The following is a 2989-nucleotide window of genomic DNA, read 5'->3' on the forward strand; positions in this document are numbered from 1 at the left end:
CCGCGCGGCGAGCGGTCGAGCTCCTGCTGGTCACCGCGCGCGAGGGCCTCCGACGAGCTCCTCGCGGACGCGGCCGCGCGCTCGCGGGCGCCCGCGGTGTCCGTCGGCGCGAGGTCGGCCGCGTCGCCGGTGCGGTGACCCACGGCAGGGGGAAGTGGATGTCGAAGAGCTGGTCGAAGAGGCCCGGTCCGCTGACCGTCGCATCATCGTCGCGGCGAGTCCGGTGCGCAGGCGCTCGCGGTCGTCGAGGCCGAGCGCCCTTGCGGCAGAGGCGGCGTCGGCCACCTCTGAGGTCCCGACCGTCACGCCGTGCCGGCGCAGCGCTCGGGCGAGGTCGACGAGCCGCTCGCCGAGCGGGTCAGGCGAGGGCACGGTCCAGGTCCAGGGTCTGCACCGCGAGCTCGATGTCCTCGCGGTGCTTGAGGACGACGCCGAGGGTCGAGCGCACGAGCTCCGGCTGCAGCTCGCCGTCGGTGCCCAGGCTGACGAGCGTGCGGGCCCAGTCGATGGTCTCGGCGACCGAGGGTGACTTGCGCAGCCGCATCTCGCGCAGCGCGCCGACGAGCCGCACGACGGAGGCGGCGAGCGTCTCGTCGAGGTCGGGCACGGTCAGCCGCACGATCCGCAGCTCGAGGTCGGACTCGGGGTAGTCGATGTGCAGGTAGAGGCAGCGTCGGCGCAAGGCCTCGGACAGCTCACGGGTGGCGTTGGAGGTCAGGACGACGAAGGGGGTCTGGCTCGCCCGGATCGTCCCGAGCTCGGGCACGGTCACCTGGAAGTCGGAGAGCACCTCGAGCAGCAGCCCCTCGATCTCGACGTCGGCCTTGTCGAGCTCGTCGATGAGCAGCACCGTCGGGTGCTCGTTGCGGATCGCGGTGAGCAGCGGCCGGGAGAGGAGGAACTCGTCGGTGAAGATGTCCTCCTTGACCGACGTCCAGTCCGCCTCGTCGGCGCCGGCGGAGTCGTGGTGGGCGCCGGCCGCGGTGATGCGTAGCAGCTGCTTGGCGTGGTTCCACTCGTAGAGCGCACGGGCCTCGTCGACGCCCTCGTAGCACTGCAGGCGCACGAGCTCGCCGTCCGTCGCCGCCGAGACGGCCGCGGAGAGCGCGGTCTTGCCGACACCCGCCGGACCCTCGATGAGCAGCGGCTTGCCGAGCTGGTCGGCGAGGTAGACGGTCGTCGCGATCTCGTCGGAGGCGAGGTAGCCGTGCTCGGCCAGGCGCTCCGTGACGTCGTCGACCGAGGCGAAGCGGGGGGTGTGCGTCATGCCCGCAGTCTGCCGGACCGCGTCCGTCGGTAGCGTGTGCCCCCATGAGCCCGAGGGTGATCCACACCGCACAGGCGCTCGTCGACGTCGTCGTCGAGGTGCCCGACCTGCCCCGCCGCGGCGGCAACTCGATGGCCACCTCCGTGGCTCGCTACGCCGGGGGAGCGGTGACGATCCTGCTCGCGGCCGTGCGCTCCGGCGCCGCAGCGGTGCATGCGGGGGCCCACGGGCGCGGCCCGAACGGTGACCTCGTCCGCGAGACCCTCACCGCCGACGGCGTCACCCTCTCGGCGCCCGTCGTCGAGGACCTCGACACGGGTGTCTGCATCGTCATGGTCGAGCCCTCCGCGGAGCGGACCTTCGTCACGACGCAGGAGGCCGAGCGGCACATCAGCGTCGAGTCGCTCGCGACGAGCGCGCCGGTCGCGGGGGACCTCGTGTGCGTCAGCGGCTACAGCCTCGTGGGCCGCACCCGCGACCCGCTCCTCGCCTGGCTGGAGTCGCTGCCCGACGAGGTCCTCGTCGTCCTCGACCCCGGTGCGGTCTTCGCCGAGCTGGAGCCCTCCCTTCGCTCCCGGGTCGTCGCGCTCACCGACGTGTGGACCGGCAACGCCGAGGAGTCCGAGGACTTCGGCGGAGCGAAGGGGATGGGGCCGGCCGCCGAGGCCGTGGCCGCACTGCTGAAGCCGGGTGCCGTCGCCGTCGTCCGTGACGGTGAGCAGGGGTGTGCGGTGCACACCGACGGCGTGACGACCCTCGTGCCCGGGTACCCCGAGACGCCGGTTGACACCAATGGCGCCGGCGACACCCACACCGGAGTCCTGCTCGCGGAGGTGGCGAAGGGGGTGGCCTGGCCCGATGCCTGCCGCCGGGCCAATGCGGCCGGGGCCATCAAGGTCACCCGCAAGGGCCCGACGACCGCCCCCACCGCGGCGGAGATCGACGCCTACCTCGCCCAGCGGGGCTGAGCGCGGGTCTCGAGACGCGTGCTGCGCACGCTCCTCGACCAGCGCGAGGGTGTGGCCCCGACCGCCGTTGGCTCAGCGCTCGTCGACGAGCTCGGCGTAGACCACGACATTGTCGACGTGGTGACCCGTCTCGCCGTCGAAGTGACCGCCGCAGGTGATCAGCCGCAGTGCGGCGTGGTCGACCTCCCCGTAGACCTCGTCGGTGGGAAAGTCCGTCTTGGGGTACTGGCCGACGTCGGTCACCTCGAAGACCGCGGTCGACCCGTCCGCGCGGGAGACCTCGACCCGCTGCCCGTCGCGCATCGAGCCCAGCTCGAAGAAGACCGCGGGCCGCTTGTCCCACGTGACGTGACCGGCGAGGACGGCCGGACCGAGCTCCCCGGGGGTGGGGCTGCCGGTGAACCACCCGGTGCTCGTGGCGTCCTGGGGCACCTCCATGGTGTCGTCCGGTTGCAGGCCGAGGTCGATGACCGAGCTGGTGACCCCCAGCGAGGGGATGGACACCGACGTCGGCCGCGAGCGGGCCATCCGTGCGGTGGTGGCCGGTGCGGCCGCGCTCGGGCTCGCCGGGCTGCTCGTCCCCGGGCCCATGTGGTGCCCCGCGTGGCCGGACCCGGAGGTCGGGCTGGCCGATGGTGACGAGCTCGTGCTCGACGACGTGCTCGGCGTGCCCGCCCTCGGACAGGGCGGCCGGCGGGGGCATGCGGGTCTCCTGCTGCGACAGGCCGAAGGCCGTCAGGCCGCCCCCGGCGAC

4 protein-coding genes are annotated in these 2989 nt (G+C 73.3%); 2 read left to right on the forward strand and 2 right to left on the reverse strand.

Annotated features, from left to right (window positions below; all coding sequences use genetic code 11):
- Nucleotides 1-358: 358 nt before the first annotated feature.
- Nucleotides 359-1267: an AAA family ATPase gene (locus AC2W7J_RS17175; RefSeq protein WP_255184070.1), complete on the reverse strand. Its 909-nt coding sequence runs from the start codon at nucleotides 1265-1267 to the stop codon at nucleotides 359-361.
- Nucleotides 1268-1311: 44 nt separating this feature from the next.
- Between AC2W7J_RS17175 and AC2W7J_RS17180 the strand changes: the two genes are divergently transcribed.
- Nucleotides 1312-2235, forward strand: coding sequence for a PfkB family carbohydrate kinase (locus AC2W7J_RS17180; protein ID WP_485983901.1), 924 nt, complete (start codon nucleotides 1312-1314; stop codon nucleotides 2233-2235).
- Nucleotides 2236-2307: 72 nt separating this feature from the next.
- On the opposite strand, the gene AC2W7J_RS17185 is transcribed toward AC2W7J_RS17180, so the two are convergent.
- On the reverse strand, nucleotides 2308-2763 hold the full coding sequence (locus AC2W7J_RS17185) for a class F sortase (protein WP_485983903.1): 456 nt from the start codon (nucleotides 2761-2763) through the stop codon (nucleotides 2308-2310).
- On the opposite strand from AC2W7J_RS17185, the gene AC2W7J_RS17190 reads away from it, so the two are divergent.
- Nucleotides 2702-2989 (forward strand): hypothetical protein (locus AC2W7J_RS17190; protein ID WP_485983905.1); only part of this gene is annotated, 288 nt, incomplete at its 3' end. The two genes, AC2W7J_RS17185 and AC2W7J_RS17190, sit on opposite strands and share 62 nt — an antisense overlap.

This window comes from Janibacter sp. CFPM2_SD2 (genome assembly GCF_057364645.1).